16 protein-coding genes are annotated in these 17010 nt (G+C 67.3%); 11 read left to right on the top strand and 5 right to left on the bottom strand.

Annotation, left to right across the window (positions count from 1 at the left end; translation table 11 throughout):
- The first annotated feature begins 169 nt into the window (after nucleotides 1-169).
- From ACTJJM_RS11675 to ACTJJM_RS11690, 4 genes are all read left to right on the top strand, one after another.
- Complete coding sequence (locus tag ACTJJM_RS11675; RefSeq protein ID WP_440865570.1) at nucleotides 170-805, top strand: ubiquinone biosynthesis accessory factor UbiJ; 636 nt, start codon at nucleotides 170-172, stop codon at nucleotides 803-805.
- Nucleotides 802-2457 (top strand): ubiquinone biosynthesis regulatory protein kinase UbiB, encoded by a 1656-nt coding sequence (gene ubiB / locus ACTJJM_RS11680; protein ID WP_010487100.1) that lies wholly within the window; start codon nucleotides 802-804, stop codon nucleotides 2455-2457. Before ACTJJM_RS11675 ends, ubiB begins: the two co-directional genes overlap by 4 nt.
- Nucleotides 2458-2462: 5 nt before the next feature.
- A complete protein-coding gene (locus ACTJJM_RS11685) occupies nucleotides 2463-3041 on the top strand; it encodes an O-methyltransferase (protein WP_440865572.1) in 579 nt (192 codons plus the stop codon).
- A gap of 107 nt (nucleotides 3042-3148) precedes the next feature.
- Entirely contained in the window at nucleotides 3149-3892 is a 744-nt protein-coding gene (locus ACTJJM_RS11690; RefSeq protein WP_440865574.1) for a pseudouridine synthase, read from the top strand.
- Between the two features lie 70 nt (nucleotides 3893-3962).
- Here ACTJJM_RS11690 and ACTJJM_RS11695 read toward each other — a convergent pair whose 3' ends face one another.
- Nucleotides 3963-4490 carry a DUF2059 domain-containing protein gene (locus tag ACTJJM_RS11695; protein ID WP_010487093.1) on the bottom strand — a complete coding sequence of 176 codons (528 nt, stop codon included), beginning with the start codon at nucleotides 4488-4490 and terminating at the stop codon, nucleotides 3963-3965.
- 133 nt (nucleotides 4491-4623) lie between these two features.
- Between ACTJJM_RS11695 and arfB the strand changes: the two genes are divergently transcribed.
- From arfB to dcp, 3 genes are all read left to right on the top strand, one after another.
- Nucleotides 4624-5055 carry an alternative ribosome rescue aminoacyl-tRNA hydrolase ArfB gene (arfB, locus tag ACTJJM_RS11700; RefSeq protein ID WP_005420755.1) on the top strand — a complete coding sequence of 144 codons (432 nt, stop codon included), beginning with the start codon at nucleotides 4624-4626 and terminating at the stop codon, nucleotides 5053-5055.
- Between the two features lie 46 nt (nucleotides 5056-5101).
- Nucleotides 5102-5662: a lysophospholipid acyltransferase family protein gene (locus tag ACTJJM_RS11705; RefSeq protein WP_224329368.1), complete on the top strand. Its 561-nt coding sequence runs from the start codon at nucleotides 5102-5104 to the stop codon at nucleotides 5660-5662.
- A 111-nt stretch (nucleotides 5663-5773) separates the two neighbouring features.
- Nucleotides 5774-7930, top strand: a complete 2157-nt coding sequence (gene dcp / locus ACTJJM_RS11710; protein ID WP_311068859.1) for a peptidyl-dipeptidase Dcp — start codon at nucleotides 5774-5776, stop codon at nucleotides 7928-7930.
- 160 nt (nucleotides 7931-8090) lie between these two features.
- Here dcp and ACTJJM_RS11715 read toward each other — a convergent pair whose 3' ends face one another.
- Nucleotides 8091-8537, bottom strand: a complete 447-nt coding sequence (locus ACTJJM_RS11715) for a 3-dehydroquinate dehydratase (protein ID WP_004153636.1) — start codon at nucleotides 8535-8537, stop codon at nucleotides 8091-8093.
- 3 nt (nucleotides 8538-8540) lie between these two features.
- Nucleotides 8541-8942: a hypothetical protein gene (locus ACTJJM_RS11720; RefSeq protein ID WP_440865577.1), complete on the bottom strand. Its 402-nt coding sequence runs from the start codon at nucleotides 8940-8942 to the stop codon at nucleotides 8541-8543.
- 257 nt (nucleotides 8943-9199) lie between these two features.
- On the opposite strand from ACTJJM_RS11720, the gene lepB reads away from it, so the two are divergent.
- Nucleotides 9200-9826, top strand: a complete 627-nt coding sequence (lepB, locus tag ACTJJM_RS11725) for a signal peptidase I (protein ID WP_143994095.1) — start codon at nucleotides 9200-9202, stop codon at nucleotides 9824-9826.
- Nucleotides 9827-9950: 124 nt separating this feature from the next.
- Nucleotides 9951-11207, top strand: a complete 1257-nt coding sequence (locus ACTJJM_RS11730; protein ID WP_019337439.1) for an MFS transporter — start codon at nucleotides 9951-9953, stop codon at nucleotides 11205-11207.
- An 81-nt stretch (nucleotides 11208-11288) separates the two neighbouring features.
- Here the strand turns inward: ACTJJM_RS11730 and ACTJJM_RS11735 are convergent, their stop codons facing one another.
- Together ACTJJM_RS11735 and ACTJJM_RS11740 are read right to left on the bottom strand one after the other, a co-directional pair.
- On the bottom strand, nucleotides 11289-12197 hold the full coding sequence (locus ACTJJM_RS11735) for a LysR family transcriptional regulator (protein ID WP_235651253.1): 909 nt from the start codon (nucleotides 12195-12197) through the stop codon (nucleotides 11289-11291).
- A gap of 332 nt (nucleotides 12198-12529) precedes the next feature.
- Entirely contained in the window at nucleotides 12530-13498 is a 969-nt protein-coding gene (locus ACTJJM_RS11740) for a LysR family transcriptional regulator (RefSeq protein ID WP_071306331.1), read from the bottom strand.
- Between the two features lie 109 nt (nucleotides 13499-13607).
- Here ACTJJM_RS11740 and aceB point away from each other — a divergent pair, with 109 nt between their 5' ends.
- Together aceB and aceA are read left to right on the top strand one after the other, a co-directional pair.
- A complete protein-coding gene (gene aceB, locus ACTJJM_RS11745) occupies nucleotides 13608-15230 on the top strand; it encodes a malate synthase A (RefSeq protein ID WP_012478791.1) in 1623 nt (540 codons plus the stop codon).
- Between the two features lie 65 nt (nucleotides 15231-15295).
- The gene (gene aceA / locus ACTJJM_RS11750; RefSeq protein WP_010487068.1) at nucleotides 15296-16597 is read left to right on the top strand and encodes an isocitrate lyase; all 1302 of its coding nucleotides are present in this window, start codon (nucleotides 15296-15298) and stop codon (nucleotides 16595-16597) included.
- Nucleotides 16598-17010 lie beyond the last annotated feature (413 nt).

A 17010-nucleotide genomic window follows, 5' to 3' on the forward strand; every position in this document is an offset into this window, starting at 1 on the left:
ACCGAGCTACATGGACGTACTTGCAGCGTCCCCCGCAACCGGACCCACCCCGCCATCCCACGGATAGCCCGCTTTTGATGTTGATCTTGCCGGCCAGCGGCCGGTGCCTCTGCGGGTGCCGGGCGGCAGCCCGGCCCAAGCCCCCCACCCACGCAGGTAGAATGCACACATGGCTCTCTCCCTGCTCAAGTCCCTCAAGCCGGTCGCCGGCCGCACCCTGCAGATCGCCCTGAACCGCGCGCTGGCGCTGGATCCGGATACCCGCCATGCGCTGACCAGCCTGGATGGCCGGCATATCGATCTGACCCTGGAAGCGCCGTCGCTGGCCATGCGCATCAGCGTCGACGGCGACCAGCTGCGGGTCGGCCCGGTGGATGCGCAGGAAGCCGACCTGGCCGTGCGCAGCAGCCTGGCCGGCGTGCTCGCGCAGCTGCCGCTGCTGGCCAACGCACGGCGCGGTGACAACAACGGCAAGGGCCGCGTGCGCGTGGCCGGCGACGCCGAACTGGCACGCCGCCTGCAGCAGCTCGCCAAGGGCTTCGACCCGGACTGGCAGCAGCCCTTCGTCACCGTGTTCGGCGAGGTACTGGGCGTGCAGGTCGCCAATACCCTGCGCAGCGCCCTGCAGCACGCACGCCAGGGCGCGGTCGACCTGGCCCACAGCGCCGCAGAATTCATCACCGAGGAATCGCGCGATGTAGTGCCGCGCGCTGAACTGGATGCCTTCCACGATGATGTGGACGTGCTGCGCGACGACGTGGAGCGCCTTGGTGCACGCGTACAGCGCCTGCGGGGTGCCGCATGAAGGCCGTGCTGCGCGCCAGCCGCATCGGCCGGGTGATCCTGCGTTACCGCCTCGACGACCTGCTGCAGGGCACACCGGCCGAGCGCTGGTTGCGCCTGGCCAAGCCGTTCGTGCCGCGCGCCTCGGCCGACATCGCCGCACAGTCGCGCGGTGCGCGCCTGCGCCTGGCGCTGCAGGATCTCGGCCCGATCTTCGTCAAGTTCGGCCAGATCCTGTCCACCCGCCGCGATCTGGTGCCGCCGGATGTGGCCAATGAGCTGACTCTGCTGCAGGACCGGGTCAAGCCGTTCGATGGTGAGACCGCGCGTCGCATCGTCGAGGAAGCGCTCGGTCTGCCGGTCAGCGAGGCCTTCGCCAGTTTCGACACCGAACCGCTGGCCTCGGCCTCCATCGCACAGGTGCACGCGGCCACGCTGGCCGATGGCCGCCAGGTGGTGGTCAAGGTGCTGCGCCCGGGCATCGAGAAGCAGATCGACGCTGATATCGCCCTGCTCAATTCGCTGGCCGCCCTGGTCGAGCGCACCCATCCACGCGCCGACAAGATCCGTCCGCGCGAAGTGGTGGCCGAGGTCGAAAACACCCTGTCCGCCGAGCTGGACCTGCAGCGTGAAGGCGCCAATGCCAGCGTGCTGCGCCGCTTCTGGGAAAACAGCGACGACCTGTACGTGCCGGAAGTGATCTGGAGCCACACCGCCGAGCGCGCGCTGACCCTGGAGCGCGTGTGGGGCATTCCGTCCGACGACATCGCCGCGCTGGACAAGGCCGGCATCGACCGCAAGGCGCTGGCCGCCAAGGGCGTGCGGGTGTTCTACACCCAGGTGTTCCGCGACAACTTCTTCCATGCCGACGCGCACGCCGGCAACATCTGGGTCGACACCGATCCGTCGCGTCGCGCCAACCCGCGCTTCATCGCGCTGGACTTCGGCATCATGGGCCAGCTCTCGCAGGAAGATCAGTACTACCTGGCCGAGAACTTCATGGCCATCTTCAACCGCGACTACCGCCGCATCGCCGAACTGCATGTGCAGGCGCGCTGGATGCCGGACAACGTGCGCATCGATGACCTGGAAGCGGCCGTGCGTTCGGTGTGCGAGCCGTACTTCACCCGGCCGCTGTCGCAGATCTCGCTGGCCGAAGTGCTGATGAAGCTGTTCCGCGTGGCCCAGCGTTACCAGCTGACCCTGCAGCCGCAGCTGATCCTGCTGCAGAAGACCCTGCTGAACATCGAAGGCGTCGGCCGCCAGCTCGATCCGCAGATCGACATCTGGGCAGTGGCCAAGCCGGTGCTGGCGAAGATCCTGCGCGAGCGCTACAGCCCGCGCCGGGTGGTACGCGAGATCGGCAAGCGCCTGCCGGAAATCATGACCCACGCGCCGGACATGCCGCGCCTGGTGCATGCCTGGCTGACCCAGCAGGTGGAAGGTCGCCACGAACTGTCGATGCGCTCGCGCGACCTGGCCGCACTGGATGCCAGCGTGCAGCGCCTGCAGAAGCATGCGGTCGGCGCGATCACCGGCGTCGGCCTGCTGGCCATCGCCGCACTGATGTATGTGCTGCAGCCACCGGGCTGGTACTGGGGCGACGTGCCGGCGTGGAGCTGGCTGTCTGGTGCGGTCGGCGCAGTGGCGCTGCTGCGCGCGTGGTGGAAGTAGGCCCCATGCTGCAGGCACTCAAGGACGAACTGACCCGCTTCGGCGCAGACAACGACGCCCGCGAAAGCGCGCGTGGCCGCCGCATGCTCAACATCACGCCGGAGACAGGTGAATTCCTGTCCGTGCTGGTCCGCTTCGGCGCTGCGCGCCAGGTGCTGGAGATCGGCACCTCCAACGGCTATTCGACGCTGTGGCTGGCCGAGGCTGCCGCCGCCATCGACGGCCACGTGACCACGCTGGAATACGCGGAGGACAAGGTGGCGATGGCGCGTGACACCTTCGCGCGCAGTGGCCTGGCCGATCGCATCACGCTGGTCCACGACGATGCAGGACCGTGGCTGGCGCTGGCCGCGGATGCCAGCGTCGACCTGCTGTTCCTCGATTCGGACCGCGGGCAATACGCCGGCTGGTGGCCGCAGTTGCGTCGCGTGCTGCGCCCGGGTGGCCTGCTGGTGGTGGACAACGCCACCTCGCATGCAGAACAGATGGAACCGCTGCGGGCGCTGCTGGAGGCTGATCCGGACTTCAGCACCAGCCTGGTGCCGGTGGGCAATGGGGAGCTGTTGGCCGTACGCAGCGCCTGACTGCTCTACAGGCAGGTGCCAACCTTGGTTGGCAGGCTGTTGCCGGTCGCGCAGAGCCGCCGAGCGTGGGCTCGGCTCTACAGAAGGCAGGCCTTTATAATCCCGCGGTGAGCACCGAACCCGAGACCCTCGCCGCGGTCGAGACCGACACCGCGCCCCTGCAGCTGCTGCACCTGGATGAACGCCTGGCCGTGGTCAACAAGCCTGCCGGGCTGATGGTCCACGACAGCAAGCTGGCCCGTGGCGAAGACGATTTCCTGGCCGACCGCCTGCGCGAGCAGCTGGGCCGCCCGATCTTCCTGGTCCACCGGCTGGATCGCGCCACCAGTGGCTGCCTGTTGCTGGCCTTCGACCGCGATACCGCCAGTGCACTGGGCAAGGCCCTGATGGGCGGCGAGGTGCTGAAGGACTACCTGACCGTCTGCCGGGGCTGGCCGGCCGAGCTCTCCTGGCAGGTCGACCATGACCTGGATGGCGGCCCCGGCAAGCCGGTGAAGAAGCCGGCGGTCACCGACTTCCAGCGCCTGGCCACCGGCGAGCTGTCGGTCCCGGTCGGTGAGTTCACCCGTTCGCGCTACGCGCTGCTGCGTTGCCAGCCGCAGACCGGGCGCTTCCGGCAGATCCGCCGGCACCTGAAGCATCTCTCGCATCACATGATCGGCGACACCAGCCACGGTGATGGTCGCCACAACCGCATCTTCCGCATGCAGGGCGTGCACCGCATGCTGCTGCATGCCGAGCGCCTGCGTTTCCCGCATCCGGACGGTGGCACGGTGGATGTGCGTGCGCCGCTGGACCGCGAGTTCCAGAAGGCGCTGGGCCTGTTCGGCTGGCAGGTGGACGACGCCTGATGCTGCTGCGGTAAGCCGAGCGTGGGCTCGGCTCTACAGCCAGCGGCCGGGCGTGGCCCGGCGCACCCCGTTATTTCTTTTCCGGCTCGTTGACGATCGCTTCCAGGTCCTTCTGCAGATCCGCGAACAGCGGCTGCATGCGCGCCTGGATGGCCACCATCACGTTCTGCATCAGCGCCGGGGTCTTGTCCAGCAGGCTCTGGCCGGCCGCGCTCTCGTAGAACTCGGCCATCGCCAGCACGTCTTCCTTGCTGAAGGTCTTCTTGTAGAGGTCCACGTACATCGGCCGCAGCTGCTGCCACGACAGGGCCTGGCGCAGGGTCTGGCTGGTCCGCGCCTGGATCCGCTTCAGCTGTTCCTGCTGCTGGGCGTTGAGCTGGCGCTGTGCGGCCACCTGCTGGAACTGCTGCTGCTGCATCGCCTCGATCTGCGGCAGCATGGTGTCGATCATGCTCTGCGCCCGTGACGCGGACAGCAGGCGGTTGATGTCGCCATCGGTCGGTGGCGCGGCCAGGGCCGGAACGCTGGCCACGGCCAGCGCCAGCAGCAGGGCGGCGCGGCGCAGCAGGGACGGCAGGGCGGGTGCGGTGCGGGTCATGCGGGCTTCCTGCGGTACATGGGACGGCCAGCATACCCGCAGCCAAGGCGAAGGCGGCGTGTTCGGTACCTGATCGGCGGCATACGGTGCGCGATGCCGCACTCCGGCACGTGGCTGCCGCTACAATGCGCGGATGGGCAGTGGACCGGTCACCATCAGCGCGCAGCTTGAAATCCCCGACGGCGAGATCGTCGAGCGGTTCGTGCGTGCCAGCGGTGCCGGTGGCCAGAACGTCAACAAGGTCTCCACCGCGGTGGAACTGCGTTTCGATGTGGCCAACTCGCCCTCGTTGCCCGAACCGTTGCGCGCGCGCCTGTTGGCGCGGCGTGACCGGCGCATGACCGGCGAAGGCGTGCTGGTCATCGACGCGCAACGTTTCCGGACCCAGGATCGCAATCGCGAGGATGCGCGCGAGCGGCTGGCGGCCTTCATCCAGGCCGGGCTGAGCGTGCCCAAGCCGCGCAAGGCCACCAAGCCGACCCTCGGGTCGAAACTGCGTCGTCTGGACGCCAAACGCGGGCGCGCGCAGATCAAGCGCGGGCGCTCATCACGTGACTGGGAGTGATTGCTTGAACAACCCGACTTCGTTGCTGCCGGCCGTGCCGCCGCAGATGCCGCAGGTCAAACCCAACGCCTTCCTGCGCTGGCTGGCGCGCTGCACCCTGCGCATGGGCGGCTGGAAGGTGACCGGCACCCTGCCTGACATTCCCCGCCTGGTGTTCATCATCGCGCCGCATTCGTCCAACTGGGACGGCCTGTGGGGCATGGCGGCCAAGATCGCGCTGGGAATGAAGGTCAAGGTGCTGGGCAAGGCATCGCTGTTCTGGTGGCCGCTGGGCCCGCTGCTGCACAAGCTGGGCGTGATCCCGCTGGACCGCAGCTCGCCGCAGGGCACGGTGGGCCAGGCGGTGGACCTGCTGCGCAACAACGAGAAGATGTGGTTCGCCATCACCCCCGAGGGCACCCGCAAGGCCGTGAAGGACTGGAAGGCCGGCTTCCTGAAGATCGCCCGGATGGCCGACGTGCCGATCCTGGCTGCGTATTTCCACTACCCGGAAAAGACCATCGGCATCGGCCCGCTGTTCACGCCCAGCGGCGATGATGCCGCCGACATGGCCGCCATCCGCGAGTTCTACCGGCCGTGGATGGGCAAGACCCGCGGTACGGTCTGAGCCTGCCGCAGGCCGCCGCATAGACGCCACGTCCGGCACATGCCGGGCGAGCGCGACAGGAGTAGGGTGGAGGGCTGGTATCCCGTACCGTCTGCCCAAGGAGTGTTTTACATGTCGCGTACCGTAGTCCTGGCCGCCGCCATCAGCCTGGCGCTGGCGGCCTGTTCCGGCAAGGAGTCCACCCCCGTGTCCGATGCCCAGAAAGCCCCGGCCCAGGAGCCGGCCGAAGCCTCCACCAATCCGCTGCTGAGCGCCAGCACGTTGCCGTTCCAGGCGCCGCAGTTCGACAAGATCAAGGACAGCGACTACCTGCCGGCGTTCGAGGAAGGCATGCGCCAGCACCTGGCCGACGTGCGCAAGATCGCCGACAGCAGCGAGCCGGCCACCTTCGACAACACCATCGTGGCGATGGAGCGCAGCGGCGAGACCCTGAACCGCGTGTCGCGCATTTTCTTCGGCCTGGTCCAGGCCGATACCAACGATGCACGCCAGAAGATCCAGGAAGAAGTGGCGCCGAAGCTGGCCGCGCACCAGGACGAGATCAACCTCGATCCGAAGCTGTTCGCGCGCGTGAAGTCGCTGTACGACCAGCGTGACACGCTGGAACTGGACCCGGTGCAGAAGCGCCTGGTCGAGCATTACTACGACGGCCTGGTGCGCGCTGGCGCACAGCTGTCCGACGCCGACAAGGCGAGCCTGCGCAAGCTCAACGTGGAAGAAACCACCCTTTCCACCCAGTTCCATACCCGTCTGGTGGCCGCCACGGCCGCTGCGGCCGTCGTTGTCGACGACAAGGCCAAGCTGGCCGGCCTGGACGAGAATGCGATCAACAACGCTGCCACCGCCGCCAAGGATCGCAAGCTGGATGGCAAGTTCCTGCTGCCGTTGCAGAACACCACACAGCAGCCGGTGCTCGGCTCGCTGAGCGACCGCGACCAGCGCGCCGCCGTGCTGAAGGCTTCGGAAACCCGCGCCGAGCGCGGCGATGCCAACGACACCCGGCAGACCGTGCAGCGCCTGGCCCAGCTGCGTGCACAGAAGGCCAAGCTGCTCGGCTTCGACACCTTCGCCGACTACCAGCTGGGCGACCAGATGGCCAAGACCCCGGCTGCCGCGCTCAAGCTGCTGACCGACACCGTGCCGGCCGCCACTGCCAAGGCACGCGCCGAAGCCGGCGAGATCCAGAAGGTGATCGACGCGCAGAAGGGTGGTTTCCAGGTCGCCGCTTCGGACTGGGACTTCTACGCCGAGCAGGTGCGCAAGGCCAAGTACGATCTGGACGAATCGCAGATCAAGCCGTACTTCGAACTGGACAACGTGCTGCAGAACGGCGTCTTCTACGCCGCCACCCAGCTGTACGGCATCACCTTCAAGCCGCGTACCGACATTCCGACCTACAACCCGGACATGAAGGTGTACGAAGTGTTCGACAAGGACGGCACCTCGCTGGCGCTGTTCTACACCGACTACTTCAAGCGTGACAGCAAGTCCGGCGGCGCCTGGATGGACGTGTTCGTCGAGCAGGACGGCCTGACCGGTGCCAAGCCGGTGGTCTACAACGTCTGCAACTTCACCAAGCCGGCCGCCGGCCAGCCTGCGCTGATCAGCTTCGACGACGTCACCACCATGTTCCATGAGTTCGGCCATGCGCTGCACGGCATGTTCTCGAACGTGAAGTACCCGTCGATTGCCGGCACCGCCACCTCGCGTGATTTCGTCGAGTTCCCGTCGCAGTTCAACGAGCACTGGGCGCTGGATCCGAAGGTGTTCGCCAACTACGCCAAGCACTACAAGACCGGCGAGGCGATGCCGCAGGAACTGGTCGACAAGATCCTCAAGGCACGCAGCTTCAACCAGGGCTACGCGACCACCGAGTACCTGTCGGCCGCGCTGCTGGACCTGGCCTGGCACACGCAGAAGGCCGACGCGCCGCTGCAGGATGTCGGCGCCTTTGAAGCCAGCGCGCTGAAGAAGTTCAAGGTCGACCTGCCGCAGGTGCCGCCGCGTTACCGTACCACCTACTTCGACCACATCTGGGGCGGTGGTTACTCGGCCGGCTACTACGCCTACTTCTGGGCCGAAGTGCTGGACCATGACGCCTACCAGTGGTTCACCGAACACGGTGGCCTGACCGCGGCCAACGGCCAGGAATTCCGCGACAAGATCCTCTCGCGCGGCAACAGTGTGGAGCTGTCGACCCTGTACCGCGATTTCCGCGGCAAGGACCCGTCGGTGGAACCGCTGCTGAAGTTCCGCGGGCTGAAATAAGAAAGCGAAAACGGCGGGGGAAACCCCGCCGTTTTTCTTTGCTCTTCTGTAGAGCCGAGCCTACGCTCGGCTGCCTTTCGCGCCCTTGTAGAGCCGAGCCCATCCTCGGCTGGTTTTCCACGAAAAGCCAGTCGAGCATGGCTCGACGCTACAAACAGCGCTACGTCCCCACATGCACCCGGTTGGCCTGCTCGGCCAGCCCCAGGTGGTCCAGCGCGATATCCAGCGCCAGCACATAGCTCTGTGCACCGTAACCGGCCGCAATGCCCAGGCGCTGGCCGACACCGGCCGGCAGGCACGGCTCGGCCACCGCGCCGTCGTCATGCACTTCCACGTACGCGTTGTGCAGATAGGGCAGCAACCGTTGCAGGCGCAGGCTGTTGGCACATGCACCCGGATCGAGCAGCGTCACCTCGCCACGGCTGTGATCAGCCACGCGCAGCGCATCCAGCAGCTCCTGTTCCGAACCGCAGGCACGGATCGCCACGCTGGTGCCGGCATCGATCGCGCGATGCACCAGCGACTTCAGTACCGGCGCCGGCAGTGGCATCGCCGTGCGGATCAATGCTCCGGCCGCCTCCGGGCCGCGGATGATGAAGATCGACATGGCTCAGCCCTCCTGCGCCAGGCGGCGGCCAACGATGGCCAGCGACAACGGGTAACCGGCCTGCTGGCTGCGCTGGTCCACCACCACTGCGGCGGGGCCATGCTGCAGGCGCAGGCGTGCCTCCAGGCCGGGCTCGCTGGGCGCCTGCAGCTCGATGTACTGCGCCGGCAGCCGTTCCAGCGCCGCCTGCAGCGCGCCACCTTCGGCCTGCCATTGCGCCTCGTCGGCGGCACCGACATCCAGCAGTACCCAGTCGGCCGAGCGCGCTTGCAGCTGGCACAGGCACTGGCCCACTTCGGACAGACTGGCGCAGTCGCTGCACAGCACGCGATGGCCGCTCAGCTGCGCCGGCAACTGCGGGCGCGGCGCCGACGGAGACGCGTGGCGGATCACCAGGAGGGTCATACAACACCTTGCGGAATGCGCCCTGCGGCGCGGTGGAGACACGATGCGCGTGCTGGCCGTAAAGGTGCGATGCCCGTGGCCGGGGCACGGCGTAAAACCTGCGTAACCCATCCTGTAGAGCCGAGCCTACGCTCGGCTGGCGTGCACCGACGCTTGAAGAGCAGCCGAGCGCGGGCTCGGCTCTACAGCAAGCCGGTGCGGGAACCTCTTCGGCCCGGATGTGGTCTGATGCAGCTACCACTGACCCGGAGCCTGCCATGGACGCTGTTGCCCGCCCTCCCTTTTCCGAACGCGCGCTGGCCTGGCTGAAGAAAGAGGCGCTGCCGTTGCTGGTGATGCTCGGCCTGCTCGCCGCCGCCCGCGATACCCTGGCCAACCACTACGTAGTGCCCAGTGGCTCGATGCAGCCGACCCTGCAGCCCGGCGACCGGGTGGTGGTGGACATGCGTGCCTATGGGCTGCGCCTGCCGTTTACCGGCAAGGAACTGATGGCGACCGGCACCCCGCAGCGCGGCGAGGTGGCGGTGTTCGATTCGCCGGCCGACGGCACCCGCCTGATCAAGCGGGTGGCCGCGGTGGCCGGTGACCATGTGCAGCTGCACGAAGGGCACCTGAGCATCAACGGCCAGCCACTGCAGACCGCCGACCTGCAGGACGCGGAAGCCTTCGGTGAACGCCGTGCCCGCCTCGATCTGGACATGGGCGGCGGCCCGGACATCGCCGATCTGGTGGTGCCCAACGGTAAGGTGCTGGTGCTGGGTGACCACCGCGGCAACAGCTTCGATGGCCGCTTCTTCGGCTTCGTCGACGCTGACAAGGTCTACGGCCGCGCTGTGGCGGTGTACTACCGCCGGGGCGCCGGCTTCGAGTGGCAGCGCCTGTAAGCTGAATTGATACTTTCTGTGTATCAATCCTGACCTATCAGGTTATGGATCGACTGGATGGACGGGCCTAGTCTGAGGCCCGTTCCCTCCCATACCCGGCCGTCCCCACCGGCCCACCGATCCCATGACTGGCGAAACCGCCGCGACCGTCGAACGCCGCCCCCACGCTGTTGACCCCGCTTCCGACACCCGCATCCAGCAGGGCACGCCGGCTTTCCGCCGCACCGCGCTGGCGCTGTTCCTGGCCGGCTTCTCCACCTTCGGGCTGCTGTACACGGTGCAGCCGCTGCTGCCCGAATTCAGCCGCCACTTCGGCGTGTCCGCCGCCGGCAGCGCAATGTCGCTGTCGCTGACCACCGGCACGCTGGCGGTGGCCATGCTGCTGGCCGGCCTGCTGTCCGACGCGGTCGGCCGCCGCCCGTTGATGATTGCTGCGCTGCTGGCCTCGGCCATGCTGTCGCTGAGCACCGCGCTGGTGGACGACTGGACCACGCTGCTGGTGCTGCGCACCCTGCTGGGCCTGGCGCTGAGCGGCGTGCCGGCCGTGGCGATGACCTACCTGGTCGAGGAAATGGACAGCCGCGCGCTGGGCCTGGCGATGGGCCTGTACATCGGCGGCAACGCCATCGGTGGCATGAGCGGGCGACTGCTGGCAGGCATCATCGCCGACCACTGGGGCTGGCGCTGGGGCATCGGCGTGGTCTCGATCATCGCCGTGGCCAGCACCGTGCTGCTGTGGCTGCAGCTGCCGCCACAGCGTCACTTCCACCCCCGCCGGGATGGCCTGCGTCAGTTGCCGTCACGCTGGCGCATGCTGTTCGCCGACCCGGGCCTGCCGTGGCTGTTCGCCACCTCGTTCGTGCTGATGGGCGTGTTCGTCACCCTCTACAACTACCTGGGCTACCACCTGCTGGCGCCGCCGTACCACCTCAGCCAGACCGTGGTAGGCCTGATCTTCAGCGTCTACCTGGTGGGTACTTTCAGTTCGGCGTGGATGGGCCAGCAGGCTACGCGTTACGGACGCGGCCGCATCCTGTCGATCTCGTTCGCGCTGATCGGTGCCGGCATCGCGCTGCTGGCATTGCCTTGGCTGAGCACAATGGCACTCGGCATCGCGCTGGTGACGTTCGGCTTCTTCGGCGGTCACTCGGTAGCCAGCAGCTGGGTTGGCAGCCGTGCCGGCACGATGCGCGCGGAAGCCTCGGCGCTGTACCTGTTTGCCTATTACCTGGGTTCGAGTGTGCTCGGTGGTTTAGGCGGCCTGGCTTATGCGGCGTGGGACTGGCGGGGTGTGTGCCTGTTCGCCGCCGTGCTGACCCTGATCGGCGGTGGCATTGTCTGGGCGCTGCAGCAGCGCGCCCCGCAGCCGGTGACCGCGTGATCCTGGTCTGGTAGAGGCCGACCTTGGTCGGCGTTGTGGTCGTGGGCCAACCAGGGTTGGCCACTACCGGGGGGGGCACGCTCAGCCCTCCACGAACGCCTCGCGCAACAACCCGGCGAAATTGCGGATCAGCGGCGTCACCCCCTCGCGGTGCCACGCCAGCTGCACCTCCGAATGCGCACCGGCATCGGCCAGCGCCACGAAGCGCGCGCCCTCCACCCGGATGTGATCGCAGGACGACGGCAGGATCGCCGCACCCAGGCCGGCAGCAGCAAGACTGATCAGGGTCGAGGCTTCGCCCGCCTCCTGCGCGATGCGCGGCGTGAACCCGGCGGCCGCGCACAACGCGATCATGTGGTCATGGATGCCCGCACCGGCACTGCGGCGAAATGCCACGAACGGCTCCTGCGCGAAGTCGCGCAGCGACAACGTGCCCTGCTTCGAAAGCCTGTGCAGGGCAGGATGGCCGGCATGCACGATCAACGCCAGCGGATCGACGAACAGGCTGTGCGCCACCAGTTCCGGCGGCAACGCGCGCTTGCGGATGATGCCCACGTCCAGGCTGCCGTCGAGCAGCGCATCGATCTGCTGCAGCGTGTTCATCTCGCTCAGCTGCAGCCGTACCTGCGGGTACTGCTGGCGGTAGCGCAGGATCGAACGCGGAATCTGCGGTGACAGTGGCGTGGCCCGGGTCAGGCCGATACGCAGTTCGCCCTGCTCGCCGCGCTGCGCGCGCTGCACCTCGTCCACCGCTGTTTCCACCTGCTGCACGATGGCGCGTGCACGCTCCTGCAGCAGCTCACCGGCAGGCGTCAGCTGCACACGACGGTGGCTGCGCACGAACAGGCGCGCCCCGATCAGATCTTCCAGCTGGCGGATCTGCTGGCTGAGCGGCGGCTGTGACATCCCCAACCGCTCGGCGGCCTGGCCGAAGTGCAGCGTATCGGCGACGGTAAGGAAGTAACGCAGGTGGCGCAGTTCGATGGACATGGCGCCAGTCTAGCCAGACCGGCACCGTGCCTGGCGTCTTCTTTGATCGTTTTTCCGCCAGTCGAGCATGGCTCGACTCTACAAAAGCCCATTTCGATCATTGATGACGTGTCGACCAAGGTCGACACCTACCAACAGCCGCGGAGAACTGTCAGAGGCGGTGCGCTGTGGGTGGGCAGGACCGTTGGCGCCATGGATGGCGCCATCGAGCCCCCAGGGATGGGTTCACGGCGTGTCCTGCCCACCCACAGCGCACCGCCATCCCACGGATAGCCCGCTGTTGCCGTTGCTTCGGCCTCGGCAGGTGCAGGGCGCAGCCCTGCCGAACACCCCTACCGCTCGGAATGCCCGCTCTGGTCGTAATCGCGCGGACTGAACAACTCCGGCTGGATCAGCTCGATGAACGCCCGCGCCTGCGCCGACAACGCCTTGCCACGCCGCACGATCACCCCGTAGCTGCGCTCGGGGAACCAGCGCTTCATCGACCGCGCCGCCAGCCGCTCGTGGTCGGCCTCGTTCAGGCACAGCGCCGGCACGATGGAAATGCCCATGCCCATCGCCACGTACTGCTTGATCACCTCCCAGCCGCCCACCTCCAGCGCCACGGTGTAGGCGATGCGGTGGCGCTGGAACACCTGGTCCACCAGCCGGTAGGTGATCTGCCGCTTCGGCGGCAGCACCAGCGGATAGCGCGCAATATCGGCCAACTCCAGCTCGCCGCCCTTGGCCAGCGGATGGTCATGCGGCGCGATCAGCACCTGTTCGAAGCGGTAGGCTGGGGCGTAGGTCAGGTCGGCCGGCACATCGGTCATCGAACCGATCGCCAGGTCGGCGGCATCCTCGCGCAGCAGGTCGGTGCCGTCGGCGCTGATCGCGTTGTGCAGGGTCAGGCGCACGTCCGGGTAGTGCAGGCGGAAGCGTTCGACGATCTTCGGCAGCAGGTACAGGATGGTCGAGCTGTTGGCGGCGATGTTCAGCTCGCCCGCATCCAGGCCGCGTACCTTGTCGCGGAAGCGTGCCTCCAGCCCGTCCAGGTTCTCCACCAGCGGCTGCGCCATTTCGTACAGCAGCTGGCCCTCGCGGCTGGGCACCAGGCGACGCCCGCTGCGCTCGAACAACGGCACGCCCAGCTCCCGTTCCAGGGCCTGCAACTGCAGGCTGATGGCCGGCTGGCTGACGAACAATGCCTCAGCCGCCCGTGAGACAGAGCCCAGACGCACGGTCTGGCAGAACGCGCGCAACGGCTTCAACCGGTCGGATTTGTAGGAAAAACGCGGACTTGGCGAGGGGCGCGTGGTCATGGCGTTACAAGTATTAGCACAACTTATGTAGAGCATTGCAAAAACTGTTTTGCCAAATACTCGGCCCGGGCGGCACCGTGGAGGCGTTCCCCACCGCTGGAGTCGCCCCATGTCCGCCGTCGCTTCCGCTGTTCCCACCCCTGCCAGCAAGGCCACCCCCGGCATCGCCCTGGCGACCCGCGTGGCCGGTCAGGACACCGTGCTGCCGGCGCCGCTGCTGGCCCTGCTGGTGTCGCTGCACCGTGCGGTGGAACCGGGCCGGCAGGCACGGCTGCAGGCCCGCCGTGAACGCCAGGCGTTCTTCGACCAGGGCGGCCTGCCGGACTTCCGTGAAGACACCACCGCGATCCGTAGCGGCGACTGGCGCGTTGCGCCGCTGCCGGCCGCGCTGCAGGACCGCCGCGTCGAGATCACCGGCCCGACCGACCCGAAGATGGTCATCAACGCGCTGAACTCCGGCGCCAAGGTGTTCATGGCCGACTTCGAGGATTCGACCTCGCCGACCTGGCGCAACCTGCTGGCCGGGCAGCAGTCGCTGGCGGCGGCGGTGCGTGGTGATCTGGAATTCACCGCCGCCAATGGCAAGCACTACACGCTGCGCCCGTACGACGAACAGGCCGTGCTGATCGTGCGCCCGCGCGGCTGGCATCTGGACGAGAAGCACGTGCGCATCGACGGCCAGTTCATCGCCGGCGGCCTGTTCGACGCGGCGGTGTTCGCCTTCCACAACGCCCGCACCCTGCAGGCCAAGGACCGCGGCCCGTACTTCTACCTGCCCAAGCTGCAGAGCATGGAAGAGGCCGCGCTGTGGGAGACCGCGCTGTCGCACATCGAAGGCATGCTCGGCCTGCCGCACGGCCAGATCAAGGTGACCGTGCTGATCGAAACGCTGCCGGCGGTGTTCGAGATGGACGAGATCCTGCACGCACTGCGTGACCGCATCGTCGGCCTGAACTGCGGGCGCTGGGATTACATCTTCTCGTACCTGAAGACCTTCCGCCGCCACGCCGACCGCGTGCTGCCCGAACGCGGCCAGGTGACTATGACACAGCCGTTCCTGAAGGCGTATTCGGAACTGCTGATCCAGACCTGCCACCGCCGCGGTGCGCATGCGATGGGCGGCATGGCCGCGCAGATCCCGATCAACAACGATGCCGCGGCGAACGAACAGGCGATGGCCCGGGTGCGCGCCGACAAGCTGCGCGAAGTCACCGCCGGCCATGACGGCACCTGGGTTGCGCATCCGGCGCTGATTCCAGTGGCGATGGCGATCTTCGACGAACACATGCCCGGTGCGAACCAGCACAGCGTGCTGCGCCAGGATGTGCGCGTGGGCCGCGATGAACTGATCGCGCGCCCGCCGGGCACCATCACCCGTGCCGGCTTCGAAGGCAACGTGGAAGTCTGCGTGCGCTACCTGGCGGCGTGGCTGGATGGCAACGGTTGCGTGCCGATCCACCACCTGATGGAGGACGCGGCCACCGCCGAGATCAGCCGCAGCCAGCTGTGGCAGTGGCTGCATACGCCTGGCCAGCAACTGGACGACGGCACCGCGATCGATCTGGCGCTGCTGGATTCCACTCTCTCGCAGCTGCCGGCACGGCTGGGCGATACCGCCGCGCTGCCTGGTGGTACACGCATCGGCGAAGCCATCACCCTGCTCGGCGAACTGAGCCGCAGCGACGAACTGACCGATTTCCTGACCCTGCCGGCCTACGCGCGCATCGATTGACTCCCGCCCGCGTTTCCACGCCGTTTCCCTCCCCGCTGCACGCACGAACCGAACTGGAGAAAGACATGAGCAAGCTGCCCACTGCCGAACAGATCCAGCACGACTGGGATACCAACCCGCGCTGGGAAGGCATCCAGCGCAACTACAGCGCCGCCGACGTGGTGCGCCTGCGCGGCACCGTCCACATCGAGCACTCGCTGGCCCGCCTGGGTGCGGAGAAGCTGTGGGCGTCGCTGCATGAGCGCGAGTTCGTCAACGCGCTGGGTGCGCTGACCGGCAACCAGGCCATGCAGCAGGTCAAGGCTGGCCTGAAGGCCATCTACCTGTCCGGTTGGCAGGTGGCGGCCGACGCCAACCTGGCCGGCCAGATGTACCCGGACCAGTCGCTGTACCCGGCCGATTCGGTGCCGGCGGTGGTCAAGCGCATCAACAACACGCTGCTGCGCGCCGACCAGCTGCACCATGCCGAAGGCAAGGATGACATCGACTTCCTGCAGCCGATCGTGGCCGATGCAGAAGCCGGTTTCGGCGGCGTGCTCAACGCCTTCGAACTGATGAAGGCGATGATCGAGGCCGGTGCCGCCGGCGTGCACTTCGAGGATCAGCTGGCCTCGGTGAAGAAGTGCGGCCACATGGGCGGCAAGGTGCTGGTGCCGACCCGTGAGGCGGTCGAGAAGCTCAACGCCGCGCGCCTGGCCGCCGACGTGTTGGGCGTGCCGACCCTGCTGGTGGCACGTACCGATGCCGAAGCCGCCGACCTGCTGACCAGCGACATCGACGGCAACGACAAGCCGTTCGCCACCGGCGAGCGCACCGTCGAGGGCTTCTACAAGACCCGCAATGGCCTGGACCAGGCGATCAGCCGTGGCCTGGCCTATGCACCCTACGCCGACCTGGTGTGGTGCGAGACCGGCAAGCCGGATCTGGAATTCGCACGCAGGTTCGCCGAGGCGATCCATGCGAAGTTCCCGGGCAAGCTGCTGGCCTACAACTGCTCGCCCAGCTTCAACTGGAAGAAGAACCTGGACGACGCCACCATCGCGAAGTTCCAGCGCGAGCTGGGCAGCTACGGCTACAAGTTCCAGTTCATCACCCTGGCCGGCTTCCATGCGCTGAACTACGGCATGTTCAACCTGGCCCACGGCTATGCACGCCGCCAGATGAGCGCGTTCGTGGAACTGCAGGAAGCCGAGTTCGAAGCGGCCGAGCGTGGCTTCACTGCGGTAAAGCACCAGCGTGAGGTCGGTACCGGTTACTTCGACGCGGTGACCCAGGCGATCCAGCAGGGCCAGTCGTCGACCACCGCGCTGACCGGCTCGACCGAGGAAGAGCAGTTCCACGGCGGGCGCAGCGAACGCGCTGCGTGATGCGGTAGTGCCGGCCGCTGGCCGGCAACCCGTCGATGTTCCCGAGGTCCAGATGGTTGCCGGCCAGCGGCCGGCACTACCGGGCCTCAGAGCGATCAGGGTGGCCAGGGAAGGGCCAGACAACGCCGGCCGGTCGGGGGACCTGCCGGCGTTGTTGTATCGATGCAAAGGCGCGGCCAGCAGGCAGCGTCAATCAGGCGCACCCCGTGTGCCGGCAACTTGGCCGAAACCCTGTGAAACCCGGCATCGGATTGATCCCGCAGGGGTTTTGCCCGGACACCCGTGACCAGAACGGGCCACTACCGATCTTCACATCAATCAAGATCGGCAGAAGGGTCAAAATGAGATAGGGCGCACACTTTAAAGCGGTGCTATGCTCCGCGGCTCACCAGGGGACGCTGGCGGCGGGTGCA

This window comes from Stenotrophomonas sp. 22692 (genome assembly GCF_052045015.1).
In the GTDB taxonomy this organism is placed as follows: Bacteria; Pseudomonadota; Gammaproteobacteria; order Xanthomonadales; family Xanthomonadaceae; genus Stenotrophomonas; species Stenotrophomonas geniculata.